This is a genomic window from Citrobacter sp. Cb028, assembly GCF_030336705.1.
Lineage (GTDB): Bacteria > Pseudomonadota > Gammaproteobacteria > Enterobacterales > Enterobacteriaceae > Citrobacter > Citrobacter braakii.
The window spans coordinates 23,568-40,000 of record NZ_JAOWCZ010000023.1 but is presented as its reverse complement, the minus strand read 5'-3'; the positions used below and the strand labels follow the sequence as shown (position 1 = coordinate 40,000).

At 50.1% G+C, this 16,433-nt stretch carries 24 protein-coding genes and 1 rRNA gene; 6 read left to right on the top strand and 19 right to left on the bottom strand.

Annotation, left to right across the window (positions count from 1 at the left end; all coding sequences use genetic code 11):
• Positions 1-454, bottom strand: a 16S ribosomal RNA gene (locus OGV75_RS02180); the annotation flags it as partial.
• A 470-nt stretch (positions 455-924) separates the two neighbouring features.
• Between OGV75_RS02180 and OGV75_RS02175 the strand changes: the two genes are divergently transcribed.
• A complete protein-coding gene (locus OGV75_RS02175; protein WP_016154733.1) occupies positions 925-1,479 on the top strand; it encodes a gamma carbonic anhydrase family protein in 555 nt (184 codons plus the stop codon).
• Here the strand turns inward: OGV75_RS02175 and OGV75_RS02170 are convergent.
• Genes OGV75_RS02170 through dprA form a run of 6 tightly spaced genes read right to left on the bottom strand, consistent with a single transcriptional unit; the run spans position 1,455 to position 5,247 of the window.
• Positions 1,455-1,712: a DUF1488 family protein gene (locus OGV75_RS02170; RefSeq protein WP_019078185.1), complete on the bottom strand. Its 258-nt coding sequence runs from the start codon at positions 1,710-1,712 to the stop codon at positions 1,455-1,457. The genes OGV75_RS02175 and OGV75_RS02170 overlap by 25 nt on opposite strands.
• On the bottom strand, positions 1,709-2,530 hold the full coding sequence (gene aroE / locus OGV75_RS02165) for a shikimate dehydrogenase (protein ID WP_053388934.1): 822 nt from the start codon (positions 2,528-2,530) through the stop codon (positions 1,709-1,711). Before aroE ends, OGV75_RS02170 begins: the two co-directional genes overlap by 4 nt.
• Position 2,531: 1 nt before the next feature.
• On the bottom strand, positions 2,532-3,104 hold the full coding sequence (tsaC, locus tag OGV75_RS02160; protein ID WP_019078184.1) for an L-threonylcarbamoyladenylate synthase type 1 TsaC: 573 nt from the start codon (positions 3,102-3,104) through the stop codon (positions 2,532-2,534).
• Positions 3,105-3,108: 4 nt separating this feature from the next.
• Complete coding sequence (locus tag OGV75_RS02155; protein WP_016154737.1) at positions 3,109-3,651, bottom strand: DNA topoisomerase family protein; 543 nt, start codon at positions 3,649-3,651, stop codon at positions 3,109-3,111.
• 26 nt (positions 3,652-3,677) lie between these two features.
• The gene (gene smg / locus OGV75_RS02150) at positions 3,678-4,151 is read right to left on the bottom strand and encodes a DUF494 family protein Smg (protein WP_003031162.1); all 474 of its coding nucleotides are present in this window, start codon (positions 4,149-4,151) and stop codon (positions 3,678-3,680) included.
• Positions 4,123-5,247 (bottom strand): DNA-protecting protein DprA, encoded by a 1,125-nt coding sequence (gene dprA / locus OGV75_RS02145; protein ID WP_019078182.1) that lies wholly within the window; start codon positions 5,245-5,247, stop codon positions 4,123-4,125. The genes smg and dprA overlap by 29 nt, the downstream gene beginning before the upstream one ends.
• 129 nt (positions 5,248-5,376) lie before the next feature.
• Between dprA and def the strand changes: the two genes are divergently transcribed.
• The 5 genes from def to mscL all read left to right on the top strand — a co-directional run bounded on the left by def (position 5,377) and on the right by mscL (position 10,142).
• Positions 5,377-5,886: a peptide deformylase gene (gene def / locus OGV75_RS02140; RefSeq protein WP_003031159.1), complete on the top strand. Its 510-nt coding sequence runs from the start codon at positions 5,377-5,379 to the stop codon at positions 5,884-5,886.
• 14 nt (positions 5,887-5,900) lie between these two features.
• Positions 5,901-6,848 (top strand): methionyl-tRNA formyltransferase, encoded by a 948-nt coding sequence (gene fmt, locus OGV75_RS02135; protein WP_047501513.1) that lies wholly within the window; start codon positions 5,901-5,903, stop codon positions 6,846-6,848.
• Positions 6,849-6,899: 51 nt separating this feature from the next.
• Positions 6,900-8,189, top strand: a complete 1,290-nt coding sequence (gene rsmB, locus OGV75_RS02130) for a 16S rRNA (cytosine(967)-C(5))-methyltransferase RsmB (protein ID WP_016154741.1) — start codon at positions 6,900-6,902, stop codon at positions 8,187-8,189.
• Positions 8,190-8,210: 21 nt separating this feature from the next.
• A complete protein-coding gene (gene trkA / locus OGV75_RS02125; RefSeq protein WP_003031153.1) occupies positions 8,211-9,587 on the top strand; it encodes a Trk system potassium transporter TrkA in 1,377 nt (458 codons plus the stop codon).
• A gap of 141 nt (positions 9,588-9,728) precedes the next feature.
• Positions 9,729-10,142, top strand: a complete 414-nt coding sequence (gene mscL, locus OGV75_RS02120; RefSeq protein ID WP_016154742.1) for a large-conductance mechanosensitive channel protein MscL — start codon at positions 9,729-9,731, stop codon at positions 10,140-10,142.
• Here the strand turns inward: mscL and arfA are convergent.
• From arfA to rpmD, 12 genes are all read right to left on the bottom strand, one after another.
• Positions 10,139-10,357 (bottom strand): alternative ribosome-rescue factor ArfA, encoded by a 219-nt coding sequence (arfA, locus tag OGV75_RS02115; RefSeq protein ID WP_016157605.1) that lies wholly within the window; start codon positions 10,355-10,357, stop codon positions 10,139-10,141. The genes mscL and arfA overlap by 4 nt on opposite strands.
• A gap of 56 nt (positions 10,358-10,413) precedes the next feature.
• A complete protein-coding gene (gene zntR / locus OGV75_RS02110; protein ID WP_016154744.1) occupies positions 10,414-10,839 on the bottom strand; it encodes a Zn(2+)-responsive transcriptional regulator in 426 nt (141 codons plus the stop codon).
• Positions 10,840-10,849: 10 nt separating this feature from the next.
• Positions 10,850-11,218 carry a DnaJ family domain-containing protein gene (locus OGV75_RS02105; protein ID WP_047358917.1) on the bottom strand — a complete coding sequence of 123 codons (369 nt, stop codon included), beginning with the start codon at positions 11,216-11,218 and terminating at the stop codon, positions 10,850-10,852.
• A gap of 106 nt (positions 11,219-11,324) precedes the next feature.
• The gene (gene rplQ, locus OGV75_RS02100; RefSeq protein ID WP_001216370.1) at positions 11,325-11,708 is read right to left on the bottom strand and encodes a 50S ribosomal protein L17; all 384 of its coding nucleotides are present in this window, start codon (positions 11,706-11,708) and stop codon (positions 11,325-11,327) included.
• Between the two features lie 40 nt (positions 11,709-11,748).
• Entirely contained in the window at positions 11,749-12,738 is a 990-nt protein-coding gene (locus OGV75_RS02095) for a DNA-directed RNA polymerase subunit alpha (protein WP_003031139.1), read from the bottom strand.
• 25 nt (positions 12,739-12,763) lie between these two features.
• On the bottom strand, positions 12,764-13,384 hold the full coding sequence (gene rpsD, locus OGV75_RS02090) for a 30S ribosomal protein S4 (protein WP_003031138.1): 621 nt from the start codon (positions 13,382-13,384) through the stop codon (positions 12,764-12,766).
• Between the two features lie 33 nt (positions 13,385-13,417).
• Positions 13,418-13,807: a 30S ribosomal protein S11 gene (gene rpsK / locus OGV75_RS02085; RefSeq protein ID WP_003031137.1), complete on the bottom strand. Its 390-nt coding sequence runs from the start codon at positions 13,805-13,807 to the stop codon at positions 13,418-13,420.
• 16 nt (positions 13,808-13,823) lie between these two features.
• Positions 13,824-14,180, bottom strand: a complete 357-nt coding sequence (gene rpsM, locus OGV75_RS02080) for a 30S ribosomal protein S13 (RefSeq protein WP_003031135.1) — start codon at positions 14,178-14,180, stop codon at positions 13,824-13,826.
• Positions 14,181-14,326: 146 nt separating this feature from the next.
• Complete coding sequence (gene rpmJ, locus OGV75_RS02075) at positions 14,327-14,443, bottom strand: 50S ribosomal protein L36 (protein ID WP_000868187.1); 117 nt, start codon at positions 14,441-14,443, stop codon at positions 14,327-14,329.
• Positions 14,444-14,473: 30 nt separating this feature from the next.
• Positions 14,474-15,805: a preprotein translocase subunit SecY gene (gene secY / locus OGV75_RS02070; RefSeq protein WP_001118864.1), complete on the bottom strand. Its 1,332-nt coding sequence runs from the start codon at positions 15,803-15,805 to the stop codon at positions 14,474-14,476.
• A 7-nt stretch (positions 15,806-15,812) separates the two neighbouring features.
• Positions 15,813-16,247: a 50S ribosomal protein L15 gene (gene rplO, locus OGV75_RS02065; protein ID WP_003031132.1), complete on the bottom strand. Its 435-nt coding sequence runs from the start codon at positions 16,245-16,247 to the stop codon at positions 15,813-15,815.
• A 3-nt stretch (positions 16,248-16,250) separates the two neighbouring features.
• The gene (gene rpmD, locus OGV75_RS02060) at positions 16,251-16,430 is read right to left on the bottom strand and encodes a 50S ribosomal protein L30 (protein WP_001140434.1); all 180 of its coding nucleotides are present in this window, start codon (positions 16,428-16,430) and stop codon (positions 16,251-16,253) included.
• Between the last annotated feature and the right edge of the window lie 3 nt (positions 16,431-16,433).

The window sequence follows — 16,433 nt, the reverse complement described above, 5'->3', positions numbered from 1 at the left end:
CCTTCCTCCTCGCTGAAAGTACTTTACAACCCGAAGGCCTTCTTCATACACGCGGCATGGCTGCATCAGGCTTGCGCCCATTGTGCAATATTCCCCACTGCTGCCTCCCGTAGGAGTCTGGACCGTGTCTCAGTTCCAGTGTGGCTGGTCATCCTCTCAGACCAGCTAGGGATCGTCGCCTAGGTGAGCCGTTACCCCACCTACTAGCTAATCCCATCTGGGCACATCCGATGGCAAGAGGCCCGAAGGTCCCCCTCTTTGGTCTTGCGACGTTATGCGGTATTAGCTACCGTTTCCAGTAGTTATCCCCCTCCATCGGGCAGTTTCCCAGACATTACTCACCCGTCCGCCACTCGTCACCCAAGGAGCAAGCTCCTCTGTGCTACCGTTCGACTTGCATGTGTTAGGCCTGCCGCCAGCGTTCAATCTGAGCCATGATCAAACTCTTCAATTTAAGTTTGATGCTCGTGAATTAAACTTCGTAATGAATTACGTGTTCACTCAGAGACTTGGTATTCATTTTTCGTCTTGCGACGTTAAGAATCCGTATCTTCGAGTGCCCACACAGATTGTCTGATAAATTGTTAAAGAGCAGTTGCGACGCGCTTTAGCGCTCTGTCGCGAGGTGGCGTATATTACGCTTTCCTCTTTCAGAGTCAACCCTCATTTTCAGGTTTTTCTCTTCAACCGAACCGGCTGTTTGTGTGAAGTGATTCACATCCGCCGTGTCGATGGAGGCGCATTATAGGGATCCCATTTTTTAGCACAAGTATTTTTTGGATCTTTTTTGCTGAGTGCTTGTTTTTCACCCCTTTCGCTATATTCCTGCACAATTTGTGCTGATTTTTGATAGCTAAATCACTTGCACAGTCTCGATAATCCAACCAAAGTCTTCATTACTGCTCTATTTTTGTTGAGGTAAACATGTCTGATGTATTACGTCCTTATAAGGATCTTTTCCCACAGATCGGAAAACGCGTGATGATCGACACCAGTAGCGTCGTCATTGGTGATACTCGTTTGGCTGATGACGTCGGGATTTGGCCGTTGGTTGCGATTCGTGGCGACGTCAACTATGTACAAATCGGCGCCCGTACAAACATTCAGGACGGCAGCGTTCTCCATGTCACACATAAATCCACATCTAATCCGCAAGGTAATCCATTGATCGTGGGTGAGGATGTGACGGTCGGTCATAAAGTCATGCTACACGGCTGCATCGTTGGCAACCGCGTATTGGTCGGTATGGGATCAATTTTATTGGACGGCGTAGTGGTAGAAGACGACGTTATGATTGGGGCAGGAAGCCTGGTGCCGCAAAACAAACGCCTGGAGAGTGGATATCTGTACCTGGGTAGCCCGGTTAAACAGATCCGGCCATTAAGTGACGAAGAGAAAGCAGGCTTAAAATACTCTGCTAACAACTACGTTAAATGGAAAGATGAGTATTTAAATCAGAGTAACCAAACCCAACCCTGAGAGTCTTCCTGCTGGTCCTGGATCAATGCTTCGGCCTCTTCTTCCAGGTCCCAGCGATGCTGTTGAAAGATTTCCAGCCATTGTTCAGGCGTGCAGCCGCCAAAGCGGGACGCCAACGTCTCCCCTGATATAGCGCATGTTAACTGCATACCATGGACCAACGCAGGGAAAACAACGGCGCTAATATCCGTCAGCCATTCTTCTCGATCGGGAAACTGGATCGCCTGATTCATGCCGACATTTCCTGTTGCATGCTTTTGATGACGGGCTCAATCTGTGGCAATACACCATGCCAGAGTAAAACGGCGTGCGCTGCTTGTCCCACCAGCATCCCCAGACCATCGGCATACTGTTTCGCCCCATGTTCAGCACACCAGGAAAGGAACGGTGTATTCCCTTGCTGATAAAACATGTCATAGCAATAGACAGAGGAGTGAATAAGCGATGTCGGAATGGCTGGTACCTCACCGCTAATTCCGCTAGATGTCGCATTAATAATTAAATCAAAACTGTAATTATCAAGATCGTCCATTCCCACCGCCTGCACGCTGCCGGTATGGGAGAAGATTTGTGCCAGTTCTTCTGCGCGCGAAGCAGTACGGTTAACGATGGTTACCGCACAATCCAGAGAAAGAAGAGGTAATAAAACCCCCCGGGATGCGCCACCGGCACCAATCAACAGAACTCGCGATCCGGGGCGAATGAAAGATAAACGTTCAAGATCGCTTAATAAGCCGATACCATCCGTGTTATCTCCCAGTAAACGCCCATCCTCAAGTCGTTTAAGAGTATTGACCGCTCCAGCAAGCGATGCCCGCTCCGTTAATTCATCGGCACGCGCAAACGCCTCTTCCTTAAAAGGCACAGTGACATTTGCCCCCTTCCCGCCTTCAGCAAAAAAGGCATTCAGCGTATTCACAAAATCATTGATAGGTGCCAGTACACGTCCATAGGAATGATCAATTTTCAACTGCTCTGCAAATTGCTGATGAATAAAGGGCGATTTACTGTGCGCTATCGGATTACCAAAAACAGCATAGGCTTCTTTCATATTACCCCTGTCGAAACTGTTCACCGGTCAGAGCATCACGGATCTCCGAAGGATTCAAACGCCCTCCGGTCTCCCCTTCAACTACGGGAAAGTCTGTACCAAACTGCGCGCGGACTTCCTCTACCGTTCTGCAAGGCGGTAAGCCACTCAAATTAGCACTGGTGGAGACTAACGGTTTGCCATAAGCCTGGCACAATGCAACCACCAGCGGATGATCGGTGACTCGCACGGCCAGCGAGTCAAAACGACCGGTCAACCAACGAGGCGTAGTCGCGGGCGCAGGGAAAACGAAGGTGACAGGACCAGGCCAGCGAGCGAACACAGCCTCACGTTGAGCATCTGAAAGCGTGCTATCGTCAATATAGGGCTTGAGCTGGTCAAAATTTGCCGCAATCAAAATTAAGCCTTTATCGACTGGGCGTTGTTTTAGCGCCAACAGACGGGTAACAGCCGTTTCGCTGTCGGGATCGCAGCCGACACCAAATACAGCTTCTGTTGGATAGGCGATGACTTTTTCTTGTTTCAGAACCGCTATCGCAGCAGCGATAGGGCCTGTGGGCAGGTTATTATTCACTTTTTTATTCCGCCGAGAACGGCTTTCCACATTGTTTACTGGCACAGAAATGCTTCACACCCTGCGCGGTTTTCTTTTCGATGAGTAGCGGATAATGGCACTCAGGACACTCTCCGGCTAACGGTTTGAAATTAATGACAAACTGGCACTCCGGATAGCGATCGCAGGAGTAAAACGTTTTGCCATAACGGGAACGCCGCTGGACCAGGTGGCCAGTCTGGCATTGAGGACAGACTATTGCTGTTTCATCTGGCTTGTCGATAAGTTCGGTGTGTTCACACGTTGGATAATCGCTGCATCCAATAAACATCCCGAATCTTCCCTGTCTCAGCACCAGCTCGGCGCCACATGCAGGACAAAGCTTACCCTCCAGAACTTTGACAATATGTCCGTCCGCGGAAGATTTCAACGGACGGATGTAATCGCATTCTGGATAGTGTGAACAACCGAGAAACGGACCGTGCTTCCCGGAACGAATAACCAGTTCAGCCCCGCATTGTGGGCAGGGCTCGTTTTTACGCACCGTAAACAGTGCTGATTTAGCCATAACAACTCATACTGAATAAAGATTGATTAATGCAGCATACCTTCATTCACTTCAAAGAGTAATTCTTCCATTTGCTGATAGGCATTTTCACAACCTGGAATATTGAAAAGCACCATCAGGATCACCCACTTCAGGTCTTCCAGATCGAACTCTGCCGTATCCAGCGCGAGTACGCGCTCAATGACCATTTCTCGTGTTTCGAGGTTTAGCACCTGAATCTGTTCCAGGAATAGCAGGAACCCTCTACAGCTTGCATCCAGTCGATCGCACTCTTCTGCGGTATAAATACGTATAGAAAGAGGATCAGATGCCAGCTGCATAGGTTCGGCAAGACCATCCTGATAATCAGCAAGCTTTTCCAGCCAAAGTAACGCGTTGTAGATGTCTTCACGATCAAAACCAGCGTCGGTAAGATCCCGTTCCAGTTTGTCCTGATCCACACGCAGCTCAGCTTCGTTATGGATATATGTCTCAAACAAATACATTAGTACGTCGAACATGGCATGCCCTCCTCAATCGGACATAGCCGCCGGGTACAGCTGCGATCCATCCTGCTAACTCCAGTTCGAGCAGTTGAGCCACTACCTCTGGCACAGGTTGGCCGGCACGTTCAGCGACGACGTCAACAGGTGTTACCTCATCTCCTACGTTAGCCAGGAGCTCCGGAAATGGCAATGCCACCTCTTCGTGATCTGGCGAATAAATTGATTTTTCAGGTTCATCTGGCAACCATTGCAGCCCATATTGCAAATTTTCCAGAATTTCTTCTGGGGCCGTCACAAGCGTGGCTCCCTGCTGAATAAGCCAATGTGGACCTTCACTTCCCGGACTCCCAATCGGTCCAGGCAACGCAAAAACCTCCCGCCCTTGTTCCAGTGCGCAACGCGCAGTGACCAGTGACCCGCTACGCTGAGCAGCTTCTACAACCAGGACTCCTTTACTTAGACCACTAATAATGCGATTTCGTCGGGGAAAATTGCGCGGCAAAGGAAGCGTATCTAATGGGAACTCAGACACCAGTGCGCCTCCAGCCTCAATCAGTCGTTTAGCCAGACGGACATGCTGTCGTGGATGAATGGTCTCAAGCCCATTTCCCAGCACCGCAATACTCGTGCCCTCTCGGTTTATCGCAGCATTGTGCGCCACACCATCAATCCCCCGGGCCAGGCCGCTGGTGATCGTCACGCCGCATGCTGCAAGCTTTTCACAAAACAGCCGCCCCCAGCGTTCGCCATACCAGGAGTGCTGTCGGCTACCGACGACGGCAACCTGAAACGAGCTAAGGCATATGGGATTTCCTGCCACAAAAAGCACCCCAGGATAATCCTCAATTGCACGGAGCTGTGCCGGATAATGCTCGCTGTCGGCAACCACAAAATGATGGTTGGGCTGTTCAAGCCAGCGCAGCGTTTTTTCCAGCGTCTGATCTGGAAAGGTTAAAAAGCGCCGGGCCTGGCGGGGAGAGAGTCCAGCATGATGAAGTACCACGTTGTTAATACACGGCTGAGTATTGAGCCAGTGGGCAACGCGCACCATCTCATCACCATACAGTTCATTCACTTGTGCTAAACGTAGCCAAATCTCGATTTTGGTCATCCCTGTTCCCCTGCCACAAGCAGTCCTGGCAATCTTTGCGATTGGTCACTGATGCTGTCAATCAGAGGGGGTTTTGTCTAGAATAGAGGTAATAATCTTTTCAACTCCTGAACACAACTCTGGATAACTATGTCAGTTTTGCAAGTGTTACATATTCCGGACGAGCGCCTTCGCAAAGTCGCAAAACCGGTCGAAGAAGTGAATGCAGAAATTCAGCGTATCGTTGATGATATGTTCGAAACGATGTACGCCGAAGAAGGTATCGGTCTGGCAGCAACTCAGGTCGATATTCATCAGCGCATCATTGTTATTGATGTCTCTGAAAATCGCGACGAGCAGTTGGTACTCATTAACCCAGAGCTGCTGGAAAAAGACGGCGAAACAGGTATTGAAGAAGGCTGCCTGTCTATTCCCGAACAGCGTGCGTTAGTACCGCGCGCAGAGAAAGTAAAAATTCGTGCGCTCGATCGCAACGGCAAATCTTTTGAACTGGAAGCCGATGGCCTGCTGGCTATCTGCATTCAACATGAAATGGATCACCTGGTCGGTAAACTGTTTATCGATTATCTGTCTCCGTTGAAGCAACAACGCATTCGTCAGAAAGTTGAAAAACTCGACCGCCTGAACGCCCGAGCTTAAGGACAAGAATCAACGTGTCAGACTCACTACGTATTATTTTTGCGGGTACACCTGACTTTGCAGCGCGTCATCTCGACGCGCTGTTGTCTTCTGGACATAACGTCGTTGGCGTGTTTACCCAACCGGACCGTCCGGCGGGACGCGGTAAAAAGCTGATGCCCAGCCCGGTAAAAGTGCTGGCGGAAGAAAAAGGGATACCGGTTTTCCAACCCGTCTCTCTTCGTCCTCAGGAAAACCAGCAGCTGGTTGCTGATTTACGCGCAGACGTGATGGTAGTGGTAGCATATGGCCTGATACTGCCAAAAGCCGTACTGGAAATGCCGCGTCTGGGTTGTATCAACGTTCACGGTTCCCTGCTTCCACGCTGGCGTGGCGCAGCCCCAATCCAGCGCTCACTGTGGGCAGGCGACGCCGAAACTGGTGTGACCATCATGCAGATGGATGTTGGCCTCGACACCGGTGATATGCTGCTTAAGCTGTCCTGCCCGATAACTGCAGAAGATACCAGCGGTTCGTTATACGATAAGCTGGCAGATTTAGGACCTCAGGGGCTGATTGAAACGCTAAAACAGCTGGCGGCTGGCACCATAAAACCCGTTGTACAAGATGAATCACTGGTTACGCATGCAGAAAAACTCAGCAAAGAAGAGGCCCGTATCGACTGGTCGCTTTCAGCCGCTCAGTTGGAACGCTGCATCCGCGCCTTTAACCCGTGGCCAATGAGTTGGCTTGAAATCGACGGCCAGCCAGTGAAAGTCTGGCAAGCTACGGTTATTACAGCGAACACACAGGCCGCACCAGGCACTATTCTTGAGGCGACAAAACAGGGTATCCAGGTCGCAACGGGCGACGGCATCCTGAATCTCGTCTCTTTGCAACCTGCCGGTAAAAAAGCCATGAGCGCGCAGGATCTGCTTAATTCGCGCCGGGAATGGTTTGTACCCGGTAACCGTCTGGTATGACGGTTCATCTCGTTAAGCCCGGTATCTCCGGGCATTTTTATTTTTGCGCTTATGAAAAAACATCTTAATTTACGCAGTATGGCGGCCCAGGCCGTCGAACAGGTTGTCGAAAAGGGACAATCATTAAGCAACGTGCTGCCCGCCATGCAGCAAAAAGTTGCCGATAAAGACAAAGCACTGTTGCAGGAGCTTTGCTTCGGCGTGTTGCGTACACTCTCCCAACTGGAGTGGATGATCCAGCAGTTGATGGAACGTCCAATGACGGGCAAACAGCGCACCGTTCACTATCTGATCATGGTGGGCTTCTACCAACTGCTGCATACTCGTATTCCACCGCATGCTGCTTTGGCAGAGACCGTAGAAGGTGCAGTCGTTATTAAGCGTCCGCAGCTTAAAGGGCTGATCAACGGCGTGCTGCGCCAGTTTCAGCGCCGTCAAGAAGAGCTACTGGCTGAATTCTCTCAAAGCGATTTACGTTTCTTACACCCCTCCTGGCTGGTGAAACGTATTAAGACCGCTTATCCGCAGCAGTGGGAAGCCATTCTTGAAGCCAATAACCAGCGACCGCCGATGTGGTTACGTGTCAATCGTAACCATCATACGCGCGATGCCTGGCTGGACCTGCTGACCGAAGCGGGATTAACCGGTTTCCCGCATCCAGATTACCCGGATGCAGTGCGTCTGGAAACGCCAGCTCCTGTGCACGCCCTCCCAGGTTTTGATGAAGGCTGGGTAACCGTCCAGGATGCTTCCGCTCAAGGATGCATAAACTATCTGTTGCCGGAGGACGGTGAACAGATCCTCGACCTATGCTGTGCGCCGGGGGGCAAAACCACTCACATTCTGGAAGTTGCTCCGCACGCTAACGTAATGGCTGTCGATGTTGATGAAAAACGCTTATCGCGCGTTTTCGACAATCTAAAACGTCTGGGTATGAAGGCAACCGTAAAACAGGGTGATGGCCGCTATCCACAGCAGTGGTGCGGTGAACAACAGTTTGACCGTATTTTGCTGGACGCTCCGTGTTCTGCCACCGGAGTGATCCGTCGCCATCCGGATATCAAATGGCTACGTCGCGACCGGGATATTGCTGAACTTGCCCAGTTGCAGGCTGAAATCCTGAATGCAACCTGGCCACATCTTAAACCTGGCGGCACGCTGGTTTATGCAACCTGCTCTATCCTGCCAGAAGAAAACCAACAGCAAATTGCCGCCTTCCTTGCGCGCACGCCAGATGCGGTATTAAGCGTAACCGGTACGCCGGAAAAACCTGGACGTCAGAATTTACCGAGTGCGGAAGATGGTGATGGCTTCTTTTACGCTAAGCTAATCAAAAAGTGATGAGATAACGGGTCGCGACTGATGAAAATTATCATTCTGGGCGCAGGGCAAGTTGGCGGTACGCTGGCTGAAAACCTGGTCGGAGAGAACAACGATATCACGGTAGTCGATACCAATGGTGAGCGCCTGCGTAGCCTGCAGGACAAGTTTGATCTCCGTGTCGTGCAAGGGCATGGTTCGCATCCCCGCGTTCTACGTGAAGCCGGTGCTGACGATGCCGATATGCTGGTTGCCGTAACCAGCTCAGATGAAACAAATATGGTTGCCTGCCAGGTAGCTTATTCACTGTTTAACACGCCTAATCGTATCGCTCGTATTCGTTCACCGGATTACGTTCGTGATGCGGACAAGCTATTTCAATCTGATGCGGTGCCTATCGATCACCTGATTGCGCCTGAGCAACTGGTTATCGATAGCATTTATCGCCTGATTGAATATCCGGGCGCATTGCAGGTAGTGAATTTTGCCGAAGGAAAAGTCAGCCTGGCCGTGGTGAAAGCCTATTACGGTGGGCCGCTGATTGGTAATGCGCTGTCGACAATGCGTGAGCATATGCCGCACATCGATACCCGCGTTGCGGCGATTTTCCGTCATGACCGACCGATCCGTCCGCAAGGTTCTACCATTGTTGAAGCGGGTGATGAAGTTTTCTTCATCGCGGCCTCGCAGCATATTCGCGCCGTAATGAGCGAATTACAGCGTCTGGAAAAGCCTTACAAACGCATTATGTTAGTGGGCGGTGGTAATATTGGCGCCGGGCTGGCACGGCGACTAGAAAAAGATTACAGCGTCAAACTGATTGAACGTAATCAACAGCGCGCATCCGAGCTTGCAGAGAAACTGCAAAATACGATCGTCTTTTTTGGTGATGCCTCGGATCAAGAGCTGCTGGCGGAAGAACATATCGATCAGGTTGATCTGTTCATTGCGGTAACCAACGATGATGAAGCGAATATCATGTCGGCGATGCTTGCCAAACGGATGGGCGCCAAGAAAGTGATGGTGTTGATCCAACGCAGAGCATACGTCGATCTGGTACAAGGCAGCGTGATCGATATTGCGATTTCACCGCAGCAGGCAACCATCTCTGCGCTGCTCAGTCATGTGCGTAAAGCGGATATTGTTGGTGTATCTTCACTGCGCCGTGGCGTCGCGGAAGCCATTGAAGCCGTTGCACACGGTGATGAAACGACGTCACGGGTTGTGGGTCGCTCAATTGATGAAATTAAACTTCCACCAGGAACCATTATTGGCGCCGTTGTGCGTGGTAACGATGTGATGATTGCCAATGATAACCTGCGTATTGAACAGGGCGATCACGTAATTATGTTCCTGACAGATAAAAAGTTTATTACCGACGTCGAGCGACTATTCCAGCCAAGTCCGTTCTTCCTGTAATAATTTGGGCGCTGAAACTGCGCCTAAGTTATTTCCCTTTATTTTTCATGGTTTAATAAATTTCTATTTAGGTAATACATAAATGGAAATTGCCTAAACATTTGTTAAACTTATAAACGTCAGCTGCATAGGGAGAATAAGATGAGCATTATTAAAGAATTTCGCGAATTCGCGATGCGCGGGAATGTTGTCGATTTGGCAGTGGGTGTCATTATTGGTGCGGCATTTGGGAAGATTGTTTCATCACTGGTTGCCGATATCATCATGCCGCCGCTGGGGTTGTTAATTGGTGGAATTGATTTTAAACAGTTTGCTTTAACACTACGTGATGCACAGGGAGATATCCCTGCAGTCGTTATGCATTACGGTGTATTTATTCAGAATATCTTTGATTTCGTTATTGTTGCGTTTGCTATCTTTATGGCAATCAAGCTGATCAACAAACTGAACCGTAAAAAAGCGGAAGAGCCAGCAGCACCGCCGGCGCCATCGAAAGAAGAAGTATTGCTGAGTGAAATTCGTGACCTGCTGAAAGAACAGAATAACCGCTCTTAAGCACTCACTGAAACAAGAAGGCCAGTGGTAAAAAAGTGAATGACTTTCTTGCCACTGGCCTCCCAGTTACCCCGGTTACCATGTTTACCTTTACGTAGATAACTTCCTTTCCCTTTCTTATTTTTCTCAACGCGCTGCCTGAACAGTGGGTCATGTAGAAGCGCCTCAATGGCGTTATCTTTTATCTGCCCTTTAGTGTGCTGATAACGACTCATAATACCTCCGGTTGTCGTAATTTACGCCGCGAGTCTAGACTTGACCGTTCAATAAATCAACAGCCTGATGGCGATCCACTGGCGCCTTGCTCAAGTGCTTCAAGGATAGAGCAGTACACGCTGCTGTGTGCCTTGCCACAACACGCGTCATTCAATCGCTGCAGCGACCGTTGCATCGCCTGAAGCTCAGCTATTCTCGCTTCCACTTCCTGCAATCTTTCCTGGACGATCCCTTTTGATTCCTGGCAGGTATGGTGTTCGGGATCTATGCGGATCGAAAGCAGTTCGCGGATCGATTCCAGAGTGAAACCAAGCTGACGGGCATAGCGAATAAACTTTAGACGCTGAAGATCGCTTTCCGTATAGAGACGAAACCCGCCTTCTGTACGTATTTCATGTTCCATCATCTGCTGCTTTTCATAGTAGCGGATGGTATCAGGCGTCACGTCAGCCAGTTTCGCTAATTCACCAATACGGTACATGCTATCTCCGCTATTCGTCGTTGATCTTCTGTAGCAGCTTATCTGCGTATTCACCGTGTAAAAACTCGGTGCTGAGTCCAGCTTGCCGAAGTTTCAGTTCCAGTAGTGACAGTCTTCGACTCACTTCCTGATAATGGGGATCATCTTTGCGGATCCCTGCAAGTATTTCAAGCAGCTGTATTGCCTCTCTGCGCTGCTCTAGCTCAGCAGGAAGACATCCAGCATTTTTTAATAAACGGAATCCGGCTCGAAGTTCAGGCGGAATGTGGGAATCATCGTCAAGAACCAACGGTTCTCCTGTACCAGGCAAACCATCAAACTCACCTTTAGACTGTGCATCAATAATATGGCGCTCTGCCCACTGGTCCAGTAACCACATACAACACTCCAGTGATGAACAAAAAGAGTACAGATATTGTAGGTAAGTGGGGATATGACGGATATAAAAAAACCCGCCGAGGCGGGTTTTTTTACGTTACTACAGATTACTCTGCAGCAGCTTCTGTTTTCTCTGAACGATCAACCAGCTCGATGTATGCCATCGGCGCGTTGTCGCCTGCACGGAAGCCACACTTCAGAATGCGAGTGTAACCACCGGCGCGGCTCGCGAAACGCGGGCCCAGTTCGTTAAACAGTTTTGCCACGATCTCGTTATCACGAGTACGGGCGAATGCCAGACGACGATTAGCTACGCTATCAGTCTTGGCAAGAGTAATCAGCGGCTCAACTACGCGACGCAGCTCTTTCGCTTTCGGCAGAGTCGTCTTGATGATTTCATGACGAACCAGTGAACCTGCCATATTGCGGAACATAGCCTGGCGATGGCTGCTGTTGCGGTTCAGTTGACGACCACTCTTACGATGGCGCATGACCTTATCCTTCTCAGTAAAACCTTAACCTGTGATCCGGTTACTCGTCAGCGATGCTTGCCGGTGGCCAGTTTTCCAGGCGCATGCCCAGAGACAGTCCACGGGAAGCCAGCACGTCTTTAATCTCAGTAAGAGATTTTTTACCAAGGTTAGGCGTCTTAAGAAGCTCAACCTCAGTACGCTGTACCAGATCACCGATATAGTGGATAGCTTCTGCTTTGAGGCAGTTAGCAGAGCGGACAGTCAATTCCAGATCGTCAACAGGGCGCAGCAGGATCGGATCGAATTCTGGTTTCTCTTCTTTAACTTCCGGCTGACGTACATCACGTAAGTCAACGAAAGCTTCAAGTTGTTCAGCCAGAATGGTTGCCGCACGACGAATCGCCTCTTCAGGATCGATTGTGCCGTTGGTTTCCATTTCGATGACCAGCTTGTCCAGGTCGGTACGCTGTTCTACACGCGCTGCTTCAACATTGTAGGCAATACGCTCTACAGGGCTGTAGCATGCGTCGACCAGCAGACGGCCGATTGGGCGCTCATCTTCTTCCGAATGAATTCGGGTAGAAGCCGGCACATAACCACGACCGCGCTGAACTTTGATACGCATGCTAATAGATGCATTCTCATCGGTCAGGTGGCAGATCACGTGCTGTGGCTTGACGATTTCGACATCACCATCATGGGTAATGTCGGCTGCAGTCACAGGGCCAATGCCAGATTTATTCAAGGTAAGAATAACGTCATCTTTACCCTGAACTCTCACCGCCAGCCCTTTCAGGTTGAGCAGGATTTCCAGGATATCTTCCTGAACGCCTTCTTTGGTGCTGTACTCATGTAGTACACCATCAATCTCAACCTCGGTCACCGCGCAACCCGGCATCGATGAGAGCAGAATACGGCGCAGTGCGTTACCCAAAGTATGGCCAAAGCCACGCTCTAAAGGCTCAAGGGTCACCTTGGCGTGCGTCGAACTCACTTGCTCGATATCTACCAGGCGCGGTTTTAGAAACTCTGTCACAGAACCCTGCATTGTGTCCTCTCTTTGGTACTAAGCTTTACTTGGAGTAAAGCTCGACGATCAGGTGTTCGTTAATGTCCGCAGACAGATCAGAACGCTCCGGCTTACGCTTGAACGTACCTTCCATCTTGCCAGCATCAACTTCCAGCCAGGTTGGCTTTTCACGCTGCTCAGCCAGCTCCAGAGCGGCTTTCACGCGAGACTGCTTCTTCGCTTTCTCACGAATGCTAACAACGTCATTCGGACTAACCTGATAAGAAGCGATGTTAACAACACGACCGTTTACCATAATTGCTTTATGGCTGACCAGCTGACGTGCTTCTGCACGAGTGGCACCGAAGCCCATACGGTATACAACGTTGTCCAGACGACCTTCCAGCAGACCCAACAGGTTTTCACCGGTGTTGCCTTTCAGACGTGCTGCTTCTTTGTAGTAGTTACGGAACTGACGCTCCAGCACACCGTAGATACGGCGAACTTTTTGCTTTTCACGCAACTGCACACCATAGTCAGACAGACGCGGTTTACGCGCACCGTGCTGGCCAGGAGCTTGTTCAATTTTACACTTGGTATCGATCGCGCGAACGCCAGACTTAAGGAATAAGTCAGTGCCCTCACGACGGCTCAGCTTGAGCTTAGGACCCAAATATCTTGCCATTTTCTTTCTCCAACAATCCTAGAAACGACAGCGTTATACGCGACGTTTTTTCGGCGGACGACAACCGTTATGAGGGATCGGAGTCACATCAGTAATATTAGTGATGCGGAAACCAGCGGCGTTCAGAGCACGAACAGTAGATTCGCGACCTGGACCCGGTCCTTTGACCATAACTTCCAGATTCTTGATACCGTATTCTTTTACGGCTTCAGCGCAACGCTCTGCTGCAACCTGAGCTGCAAACGGAGTGGATTTGCGAGAACCACGGAAACCGGAACCACCGGCTGTTGCCCAACCCAGTGCGTTACCCTGACGATCAGTAATGGTAACGATGGTGTTGTTAAAAGAAGCATGGATATGAGCCACGCCGTCAGAGACTTGTTTTCTTACACGTTTACGTGCACGAATTGGTGCCTTTGCCATTATTCAATCACCCCGATTATTTCTTGATCGGTTTGCGCGGACCCTTACGGGTACGTGCGTTGGTCTTGGTACGCTGACCGCGAACCGGGAGACCACGACGATGACGCAAACCGCGATAGCAACCAAGGTCCATAAGGCGCTTGATGCTCATGCTAACTTCACGGCGCAGATCACCTTCAACGACAAATTTGGCAACTTCGTCACGCAGCGTGTCGATTTGTTCTTCAGACAGCTCACTGATCTTAACATCTTCAGCGATACCCGCGGCAGCCAGAATGGCTTTAGAACGGGTCTTGCCGACGCCGTAGATCGAAGTTAATGCGATCACAGCATGTTTCTGATCAGGAATGTTAATGCCTGCTATACGGGCCACTATGCACTCCTACTATTTAATATGTACGCACCATGCTGAAAAGCCCGTTTTCAGGATACTCAAATGGAAACGCACAGACATACAAAAGATTGGCTGGCTAATCTAGCCAGCTCAACCCAACTTTGCAAGAAAAATATGCGAATAAATCAGCCTTGGCGCTGTTTATGCTTCGGCTCGGCACTGCAAATCACACGGATGACACCATCACGCTTAACGATTTTGCAGTTACGGCATAATTTCTTGACGGAAGCACGAACTTTCATTTTTACTCTCCGTAACTTCTCGGGCGACTGTTAACGGCCGTAGCCTTTCAGATTCGCCTTCTTCAATGCAGACTCGTACTGACTTGACATCATCAGAGTTTGCACTTGAGCCATAAAGTCCATAATCACGACAACAACGATAAGCAGTGAGGTCCCACCGAAGTAGAACGGTACTTTCATTGCATCACGCATGAACTCCGGGATCAGGCAGATAAAGGTAATGTAGAGCGCACCAACCAGAGTCAGGCGGGTCATTACTTTATCGATATACTTCGCCGTTTGCTCTCCCGGACGAATTCCTGGTACAAATGCACCGGACTTCTTCAGGTTATCTGCTGTTTCACGCGGGTTGAAAACCAACGCCGTGTAGAAGAAACAGAAGAATATGATTGCAGACGCATAGAGTAACACATAAAGCGGTTGCCCAGGCTGCAAATACAGCGAAATTGTTGTCAGCCAGTTCCAACCAGTCCCGCCCCCGAACCATGACGCGATGGTCGCTGGGAACAGAATAATACTGGAAGCGAAGATTGCCGGGATTACCCCCGCCATATTCACTTTCAGCGGTAAATGTGTGCTCTGTGCAGCATAGACACGACGACCTTGCTGACGTTTCGCGTAGTTTACCACAATGCGGCGTTGACCACGCTCAACAAATACAACAAAGAACGTCACTGCAAATACTAATACTGCAACCAACAGCAACACGAGGAAGTGCAGGTCGCCTTGACGCGCTTGCTCGATAGTATGGGCAATGGCTGGCGGGAGTCCCGCGACAATACCGGCGAAGATAATGATTGAGATACCGTTGCCGATACCACGTTCAGTAATCTGTTCGCCCAACCACATCAGGAACATCGTCCCTGTAACCAGACTTACAACAGCGGTGAAATAGAATGCAAAGCCTGGATTCATTACCAGGCCCTGCATACCAGGCATATTCGGCAGACCGGTAGCAATACCGATCGACTGGAATATTGCCAGCACCAGAGTACCGTAGCGGGTGTACTGGCTGATCTTACGACGACCAGACTCCCCTTCTTTCTTAATTTCTGCCAGCGTTGGATGAACCACCGTCAGCAGCTGGATAATAATCGACGCCGAAATATACGGCATGATCCCCAGAGCAAAGATAGAAGCACGGCTGAGAGCACCACCAGAGAACATGTTAAACATTTCAATGATGGTGCCTCGCTGTTGCTCAAGCAGTTTGGCAAGTACAGCGGCATCAATACCAGGGATCGGAATGAAAGAGCCAATACGGAACACAATCAGCGCGCCGATTACAAACAGCAGTCTGCGTTTCAGCTCGCCTAAGCCACCTTTGGCACTTTGAAAATCTAATCCCGGTTGTTTAGCCATCTGCTACTTATTCCTCGATTTTACCGCCAGCAGCTTCGATAGCAGCACGAGCGCCTTTAGTAACACGCAGGCCACGAACAGTTACCGGAGTAGTGACTTCACCAGCCAGAATCACTTTCGCGAACTCGATCTGGATACCGATAATGTTAGCTGCTTTCAGCGTGTTCAGGTCTACAACACCGCCTTCAACTTTAGCCAGATCAGACAGACGAACTTCGGCTGTAATCGCTGCTTTACGTGAAGTGAAGCCGAATTTCGGCAGACGACGGTACAGAGGCATCTGACCACCCTCGAAACCGCGACGTACGCCACCGCCAGAACGAGACTTCTGACCTTTGTGACCACGACCACCGGTTTTACCGAGGCCAGAACCGATACCACGACCCAGGCGGCGAGCCGCTTTTTTAGAGCCTTCGGCCGGAGACAGAGTATTTAAACGCATCTCTTACTCCTCAACTTTAACCATGAAGGAAACCGCGTTGACCATACCACGAACAGCAGGAGTATCCTCGCGCTCTACGGTGTGACCAATACGACGCAGACCCAGGCCAAGCAGCGTTGCCTTATGTTTCGGCAGACGACCGATTGCACTGCGGGTTTGAGTAATTTTAATAGTCTTTGCCATGGT

Excerpts from the sequence above, each read along its gene's own strand:
- OGV75_RS02175 (WP_016154733.1), top strand. The coding sequence starts at position 925 with ATGTCTGATGTATTACGTCCTTATAAGGATCTTTTCCCACAGATCGGA.
- OGV75_RS02170 (WP_019078185.1), bottom strand. The coding sequence starts at position 1,712 with ATGAATCAGGCGATCCAGTTTCCCGATCGAGAAGAATGGCTGACGGAT.
- aroE (WP_053388934.1), bottom strand. The coding sequence starts at position 2,530 with ATGAAAGAAGCCTATGCTGTTTTTGGTAATCCGATAGCGCACAGTAAA.
- OGV75_RS02155 (WP_016154737.1), bottom strand. The coding sequence starts at position 3,651 with ATGGCTAAATCAGCACTGTTTACGGTGCGTAAAAACGAGCCCTGCCCA.
- smg (WP_003031162.1), bottom strand. The coding sequence starts at position 4,151 with ATGTTCGACGTACTAATGTATTTGTTTGAGACATATATCCATAACGAA.
- dprA (WP_019078182.1), bottom strand. The coding sequence starts at position 5,247 with ATGACCAAAATCGAGATTTGGCTACGTTTAGCACAAGTGAATGAACTG.
- def (WP_003031159.1), top strand. The coding sequence starts at position 5,377 with ATGTCAGTTTTGCAAGTGTTACATATTCCGGACGAGCGCCTTCGCAAA.
- rsmB (WP_016154741.1), top strand. The coding sequence starts at position 6,900 with ATGAAAAAACATCTTAATTTACGCAGTATGGCGGCCCAGGCCGTCGAA.
- trkA (WP_003031153.1), top strand. The coding sequence starts at position 8,211 with ATGAAAATTATCATTCTGGGCGCAGGGCAAGTTGGCGGTACGCTGGCT.
- mscL (WP_016154742.1), top strand. The coding sequence starts at position 9,729 with ATGAGCATTATTAAAGAATTTCGCGAATTCGCGATGCGCGGGAATGTT.
- arfA (WP_016157605.1), bottom strand. The coding sequence starts at position 10,357 with ATGAGTCGTTATCAGCACACTAAAGGGCAGATAAAAGATAACGCCATT.
- zntR (WP_016154744.1), bottom strand. The coding sequence starts at position 10,839 with ATGTACCGTATTGGTGAATTAGCGAAACTGGCTGACGTGACGCCTGAT.
- OGV75_RS02105 (WP_047358917.1), bottom strand. The coding sequence starts at position 11,218 with ATGTGGTTACTGGACCAGTGGGCAGAGCGCCATATTATTGATGCACAG.
- rplQ (WP_001216370.1), bottom strand. The coding sequence starts at position 11,708 with ATGCGCCATCGTAAGAGTGGTCGTCAACTGAACCGCAACAGCAGCCAT.
- OGV75_RS02095 (WP_003031139.1), bottom strand. The coding sequence starts at position 12,738 with ATGCAGGGTTCTGTGACAGAGTTTCTAAAACCGCGCCTGGTAGATATC.
- rpsD (WP_003031138.1), bottom strand. The coding sequence starts at position 13,384 with ATGGCAAGATATTTGGGTCCTAAGCTCAAGCTGAGCCGTCGTGAGGGC.
- rpsK (WP_003031137.1), bottom strand. The coding sequence starts at position 13,807 with ATGGCAAAGGCACCAATTCGTGCACGTAAACGTGTAAGAAAACAAGTC.
- rpmJ (WP_000868187.1), bottom strand. The coding sequence starts at position 14,443 with ATGAAAGTTCGTGCTTCCGTCAAGAAATTATGCCGTAACTGCAAAATC.
- secY (WP_001118864.1), bottom strand. The coding sequence starts at position 15,805 with ATGGCTAAACAACCGGGATTAGATTTTCAAAGTGCCAAAGGTGGCTTA.
- rplO (WP_003031132.1), bottom strand. The coding sequence starts at position 16,247 with ATGCGTTTAAATACTCTGTCTCCGGCCGAAGGCTCTAAAAAAGCGGCT.
- rpmD (WP_001140434.1), bottom strand. The coding sequence starts at position 16,430 with ATGGCAAAGACTATTAAAATTACTCAAACCCGCAGTGCAATCGGTCGT.